Origin of the sequence: Intrasporangium sp., assembly GCF_040414665.1 — a bacterium.
Taxonomy (GTDB): Bacteria; Actinomycetota; Actinomycetes; order Actinomycetales; family Dermatophilaceae; genus Intrasporangium.
In genome coordinates this window covers 1-5,404 of sequence record NZ_JBEDUL010000163.1, presented here as the reverse complement: position 1 = coordinate 5,404, position 5,404 = coordinate 1, and the positions used below count along the sequence as shown (strand labels likewise).

Genomic DNA, 5,404 nt, shown 5'->3' with positions numbered 1-5,404 from the left:
TGCACACTCGACGGAGACCAGGCGACGCGAAGTGCACACTCGACGGACAGGACGTCGACAGGTGATACAGGGGCTCCCGCGAGAGCAGGACCTCGGTTAGCCTCCGGCTGATGGCACCGTCGCCACCAGCATCACCGTCTCGAGGAGGCGTCATGACCGAGGTCCGCTCCAGCCAGCCGCTCACGGAGCCGACGGGGGCCGCCGTGCCGTCGTCCGTTCCGACCCACTGGTACAACCTCGCAGCCGACCTGCCGGAGCCCTGCCCTCCCCCGCTGCATCCCGGCACCCAGCAGCCGCTCGGTCCCGACGACCTCGCGCCGCTCTTCCCGATGGCCCTGATCCAGCAGGAGGTCACGACCGAGCGCTGGGTCGAGATCCCGCAGACCGTCCGTGAGATCTACGCCCTGTGGCGGCCATCACCGCTCATCCGCGCCCACCGCCTCGAGCGGGTCCTCGGCACGCCGGCCAAGGTGTACTACAAGTACGAGGGTGTGAGCCCGGCCGGCTCGCACAAGCCGAACACCGCTGTGGCGCAGGCGTACTACAACGCCGTGGAGGGTGCGACGAAGCTGACGACCGAGACCGGAGCCGGGCAGTGGGGCGCCTCGCTGGCCCTCGCCTGCTCGCTGCTCGGCCTCGAGTGCGAGATCTGGCAGGTCCGCGCGTCCTACGACCAGAAGCCCTACCGCCGGTACCAGATGGAGACCTACGGCGGCGTCTGTCACCCGTCGCCGTCCGACCTCACGGAGGCCGGGCGTGCCATGCTCGCCAACGACCCGGGCACGACAGGCTCGCTCGGCATGGCCATCTCCGAGGCGGTTGAGGTCGCGGCCCAGGACCCGAACGCGCACTACTCGCTCGGGAGCGTGCTCAACCACGTGCTGCTCCACCAGAGCGTCATCGGCATCGAGGCGCTCGACCAGCTCGACGCGATCGGCGAGACCGCCGATGTCATCTTCGGCTGTGCCGGTGGCGGCTCGAACCTCGCCGGGCTCTCCTTCCCCTTCCTCGGGCGCAACCTGCGCGACGGAGCCACGACGAAGGTCGTCGCCTGCGAGCCCGCCGCCTGCCCGTCGCTGACCCAGGGCGAGTACCGCTACGACCACGGCGACGTCGCCGGGCTGACGCCGCTGCTCAAGATGCACACCCTCGGCAAGGACTTCGTGCCACCACCGATCCACGCGGGCGGCCTGCGCTACCACGGCATGGCCCCGATGGTGTCGCACGCCCTGGAGCTGGGCCTCCTGTCGGCCACCGCCATCGAGCAGGAGGACGCCTTCAAGGCCGGAATCGAGTTCGCGCGCGCGGAGGGGATCATCCCGGCGCCCGAGTCGACCCACGCCGTGGCGGCAGCCCTCGCCCACGCCCGGGCCGCGACGACCGACGAGACGATCGTCATCGGCTTGTCCGGCAACGGTGTCCTCGACCTGCCCGCCTACGAGGACTACCTCTGACGAGTCACGCCGGCCAGACGCCCGAGGTCCCGCGTCGGTGGCTGGCGAGCAGGTGCGTGTCGATCATGCCGACGGCCTCCATCAGGGCGAACATCGTCGTTGGCCCGACGAAGGCAAACCCCTTCTTGCGCAATGCCTTTGACAGCGCTTTCGACTCGTCGGACACGGTTGGCACCTCGGAGTAGTCGTTAGGCCTCGGCGTCTCGCTCGGCTGGAAGCTCCACACGAGGTCGACCAGCCCGCCCTCCTCGCGGAGCGCGATCGTCGCTCGGGCGTTCTGGATCGTCGCCCGGATCTTCATCCGGTTCCGGACGATGCCCGCGTCGCCCAAAAGGCGCTCGACGTCGGCCTCGCCAAAGCTGGCGACGACATCCGGGTCGAAGTCCGCGAACGCCGCCCGGAAGGCCGGTCGCTTGCGCAGGATGGTCGCCCACGACAGCCCCGACTGGAACCCCTCGAGGCAGATCCGCTCGTAGAGTCCCCGCTCGTCGCGAACCGGCATGCCCCACTCGGTGTCGTAGTACTCCATCAGGAGCGGGTCGACCGACGCCCAGGCGGGTCGGGCCAGACCATCGTCACCAACCACCGTCATGGAGCATGACCCTAGTTCGGAGCGGTGTCACTCCCTACGATCGATGGGGTGATGCCCGCACTCATCCTCGTGTCGGAGGACCGCAGCGCGTACCTGGCCGACGAGTTCGGCCGCTACCAGCGCGACTACGACGTCCACACCGCCAATACGGCGGCCGAGGCGAAGGCCCTGGCCAAGCAGATCGTCGCGGACGGCGGCCAGGTGGCCATGTTCGTCACCGAGTCACGCCTGCCCGACGCCCACGTCCTCGAGGCGATCACGTGGTGGCGCGGAGTCGTCCCGACCGCGAGACGCGTCATCGCGGCGCACTGGTCGATGTTCCGGGAGGACGCCGCACCGCTGCGACCGGGCCTCGCGAAGGGCAAGTACGACGCCTTCCTCCTCATGCCGCGTGGCGTGCGCGATGAGGAGTTCCACACGGCCATCTGCGAGCTGCTGTCCGACTGGGGCTCGACCGTCGCCGAGCCCGAGGTCGTCACGGTCAAGATCGTCGCTCCCACCGCTGATCGCCTCACGCTGAGCATCCGCGACTACCTCGACCGGATGGGCCTGCCCAACCGCGTCTACACGCCGGACTCCGACGTCGGCCGCGCCGTCCTCTCGCACGTCGAGGGCGAGCCCGAGTACCCCGTCCTCATGGCCGCCGACAAGGCCGTCGGCACGGCCCGCAGCGTCCGCGACGTCGCCGAGCGCCTTTACGGCCGGCCGGCCGACATCGACGTCGACCAGGTCGTCGACGTCGCCATCGTCGGCGCGGGCCCGGCGGGTCTCGCCGCCGCCGTTTACGCCTCGTCCGAGGGGCTGTCCACCGTGGTTGTCGAGGCGGAGGCGATCGGTGGGCAGGCCGGGACGTCGTCGATGATCCGCAACTATCTCGGGTTTCCCCGCGGCATCTCCGGCATGCGCCTCTCTCAGCGTGCCCGCAACCAGGCGATCCGCTTCGGCACCCGCTTCTTCAGCGGCTGGCCCGTGACGTCACTCGTCCCGGGCCAACCCGGCGGCGTTGCCCCGCACACCCTCGTCACCGAGGGCGGCGACGTCCACGCCCGTGCCGTGGTCGTCGCCACGGGCGTGACGTACCGCCGGATCGACATCGCGAACCTCGAGGCGCTCGTGGGCCTCGGCGTCAACTACGGAAGCGCGATGACTGCCGCCCGCGAGATGGAGGACTACGACGTCGTCGTCGTCGGTGGCGGCAACTCGGCCGGACAGGCGGCGATCCACCTCTCGCGCCTGGCGCGCTCGGTCACGATTCTCGTGCGTCGGGAGGGTCTCGAGTCGACCATGTCGCAGTACCTCATCGGCGAGATCGCCTACAACCCGCGCATCACCGTGCAACCGTGCTCCGAGGTCGTCGACGGCGGCGCGGACGAGGACGGTCGGCTCGGCTGGATCACGGTGCGCGACACCGTCAACGGGTCGACCACGAACCGCCCCTGCCGAGGCCTGTTCCTCCTCCTCGGCGCGGACCCCCACTGCGAGTGGCTGCCGCCCGAGATCGCCAGGGACGAAAGCGGGTTCGTGGTCACGGGCCGCGACGTGCCACCCGCGCGGTGGCAGGGTGACCTGCCGCCGGGGAACCTGGAGACGACCGTGCCGGGGATCTTCGCGGCCGGAGACATCCGCAGCGGCTCGATGAAGCGGGTCGCCGCCGCGAGCGGCGAGGGCGCGTCGGTCGTGCCGCTGGTGCACGCCTGGCTGGAGCCGACGAGCTCGAGCGCTCAGAGCTCGACGAGCTCGCCGTCGCGGTAGACGTAGCGGACCGCAAGGGTCGTCGCCGGCGGCAGGTTCACCGGATCTGCGGCAGGGCGCGGAGGCCGCCCAGGGCTGGGAGCCGGCTCAGCGGCATACGTCAGTCCGGTTGAGATCCCAGCTGCCTGCGCCTGGCCCGCCCCGAGTGCGGCGGTCCCGACGAAGGCGACGGCGACGGCGGCGCCGAGGCCCCGCCCAATCCTGCGTGCTGTGCTGTCCATGGCTTCACGCTCGCGAGGTGGCCTGTGGCACGTCTGTGCCGTTTCGCTGAACCGCACATGAGATGCCGTATGCCGCTGGGCTCAGTCCCCGAGGGCCGCTCGCATCGCGTCGGCGACGTCTTGGGCCGCGTGGCCGGGTTCCCGAGACAGGCCCGCGATCGCGCCCTCTCGGTCCGCGTCGGACCGGTTCTGGCTGAGCTTTGCCTTGGCCGAGACGCTCTCGATGGCGAGCTCCACACCGACGATCGCTCGCAGCTGGCCGGAGACGTAGCGCTCCGGCGCGTCGGTGACCGCCCACGGCTCGGCGCGGTGGCTCTCGTGGCGGCCGGTCAGTCGCATGACGACGTCGCGGACCCACTCGGGGTCGTCGTGGACGGTGACCGCGCCGCTCAGCTGCACCTCGCTGTAGTTCCAGGTCGGCACGACCCGGCCGTGCTCCGCCTTCGAGGCGTACCAGCTCGGGGAGATGTAGGCGTCCGCGGCAGTCACGACGACGAGGCCCGGCGAGCCGGCTGGGATCCGGCGCCAGTGGTCGTTGGCTCGTGCGAAGTGCGCCAGGACCCGGCGCGCCTCGAGGATGAGCGGCAGCAGGGTCACGTCGGGTCGGCCGTCCGGACCGACGGTGACGAGGTGACCGGCCGGATGGGCAGCCAGGAAGGGGCCGACGTCTGCGTCTGCCATGGCATTGAAGTGCGGCACATACACCGTGCCATTCTGCCCCGGGCGCGCCAGTGGCCCCGGCGTGTCCGCCGGGGCCACTCGTTGTGCTGACCGCCGCGGTCGTGGAGGTACCGCGGCGGCCGGTCTTCACTGCGACACCGGAAGCTGCCTGCCCGGCGTCCACGTCGGACGGGCCGCACTCGTCGGCTCGGGCTCCGGGTCGAGGCGGGCCGCGAGTCGCCGTAGGACGAGCGCCGTGCGGGTGTGGCGGCGGACCGGACGGATCCGATGCGCCCGATGCTGCCGGGTGACTCCATCGATGATGAGGTCACGGGCGATGGCCTCCTGCGGCGTCAGGATCGGACGGACGCGGTGGGAGTCGTGGAAGGTCGTCATGTCAAGCTCACCTGGGCTCTCTTCACATGGATGTCGCCGCTGCCCGACTGGACAGCGATGCTGGCCTGGGCCTCGGAGTCGCCGGGGCCGTCGCTGTTCTCGAGGTCGATCCGGACATCGCCGGTGACCGTGTTGAGGTCGAGGTAGGCCGCCACTCCGGCCGCCACCGCGATGCTGACGTCGCCCGTGCCGGTCCGCGCCTTGACGGCCCCGCCGTGCACGGCGCCGAGCTTGACGTCGCCCGTGCCGGTCACGAGCTCCAGGTCGGCGATGGATGCGCTGACGGTGACGTCGCCCGAACCCGTCTTGGCCTTGACGTCCGCGTCGGC

General features: G+C 70.8%; 7 protein-coding genes. 2 read left to right on the top strand and 5 right to left on the bottom strand.

Annotated elements, in window-relative coordinates; translation table 11 throughout:
* Positions 1–152 precede the first annotated feature (152 nt).
* Positions 153–1,454, top strand: a complete 1,302-nt coding sequence (locus ABF401_RS17215; RefSeq protein WP_353510807.1) for a TrpB-like pyridoxal phosphate-dependent enzyme — start codon at positions 153–155, stop codon at positions 1,452–1,454.
* 4 nt (positions 1,455–1,458) lie between these two features.
* Here the strand turns inward: ABF401_RS17215 and ABF401_RS17210 are convergent, their stop codons facing one another.
* Entirely contained in the window at positions 1,459–2,046 is a 588-nt protein-coding gene (locus tag ABF401_RS17210; protein ID WP_353510806.1) for a DNA-3-methyladenine glycosylase I, read from the bottom strand.
* 51 nt (positions 2,047–2,097) lie between these two features.
* Between ABF401_RS17210 and ABF401_RS17205 the strand changes: the two genes are divergently transcribed.
* Positions 2,098–3,798, top strand: a complete 1,701-nt coding sequence (locus ABF401_RS17205) for an NAD(P)/FAD-dependent oxidoreductase (RefSeq protein WP_353510808.1) — start codon at positions 2,098–2,100, stop codon at positions 3,796–3,798.
* Here the strand turns inward: ABF401_RS17205 and ABF401_RS17200 are convergent.
* The 4 genes from ABF401_RS17200 to ABF401_RS17185 form a co-directional block, all read right to left on the bottom strand.
* The gene (locus ABF401_RS17200) at positions 3,768–4,019 is read right to left on the bottom strand and encodes a hypothetical protein (RefSeq protein ID WP_353510805.1); all 252 of its coding nucleotides are present in this window, start codon (positions 4,017–4,019) and stop codon (positions 3,768–3,770) included. The genes ABF401_RS17205 and ABF401_RS17200 overlap by 31 nt on opposite strands.
* A gap of 81 nt (positions 4,020–4,100) precedes the next feature.
* Positions 4,101–4,724, bottom strand: coding sequence for an FMN-binding negative transcriptional regulator (locus tag ABF401_RS17195; protein ID WP_353510804.1), 624 nt, complete (start codon positions 4,722–4,724; stop codon positions 4,101–4,103).
* A 102-nt stretch (positions 4,725–4,826) separates the two neighbouring features.
* The gene (locus ABF401_RS17190; RefSeq protein ID WP_353510803.1) at positions 4,827–5,075 is read right to left on the bottom strand and encodes a hypothetical protein; all 249 of its coding nucleotides are present in this window, start codon (positions 5,073–5,075) and stop codon (positions 4,827–4,829) included.
* Positions 5,072–5,404 (bottom strand): DUF4097 family beta strand repeat-containing protein (locus ABF401_RS17185; RefSeq protein ID WP_353510802.1); only part of this gene is annotated, 333 nt, incomplete at its 5' end. The genes ABF401_RS17185 and ABF401_RS17190, both read right to left, overlap by 4 nt.

Bases quoted from the DNA above. Each gene is read 5' to 3' on its own strand.
- ABF401_RS17215 (WP_353510807.1), top strand. From the start codon at position 153: ATGACCGAGGTCCGCTCCAGCCAGCCGCTCACGGAGCCGACGGGGGCC.
- ABF401_RS17210 (WP_353510806.1), bottom strand. From the start codon at position 2,046: ATGACGGTGGTTGGTGACGATGGTCTGGCCCGACCCGCCTGGGCGTCG.
- ABF401_RS17205 (WP_353510808.1), top strand. From the start codon at position 2,098: ATGCCCGCACTCATCCTCGTGTCGGAGGACCGCAGCGCGTACCTGGCC.
- ABF401_RS17200 (WP_353510805.1), bottom strand. From the start codon at position 4,019: ATGGACAGCACAGCACGCAGGATTGGGCGGGGCCTCGGCGCCGCCGTC.
- ABF401_RS17190 (WP_353510803.1), bottom strand. From the start codon at position 5,075: ATGACGACCTTCCACGACTCCCACCGCGTCCGTCCGATCCTGACGCCG.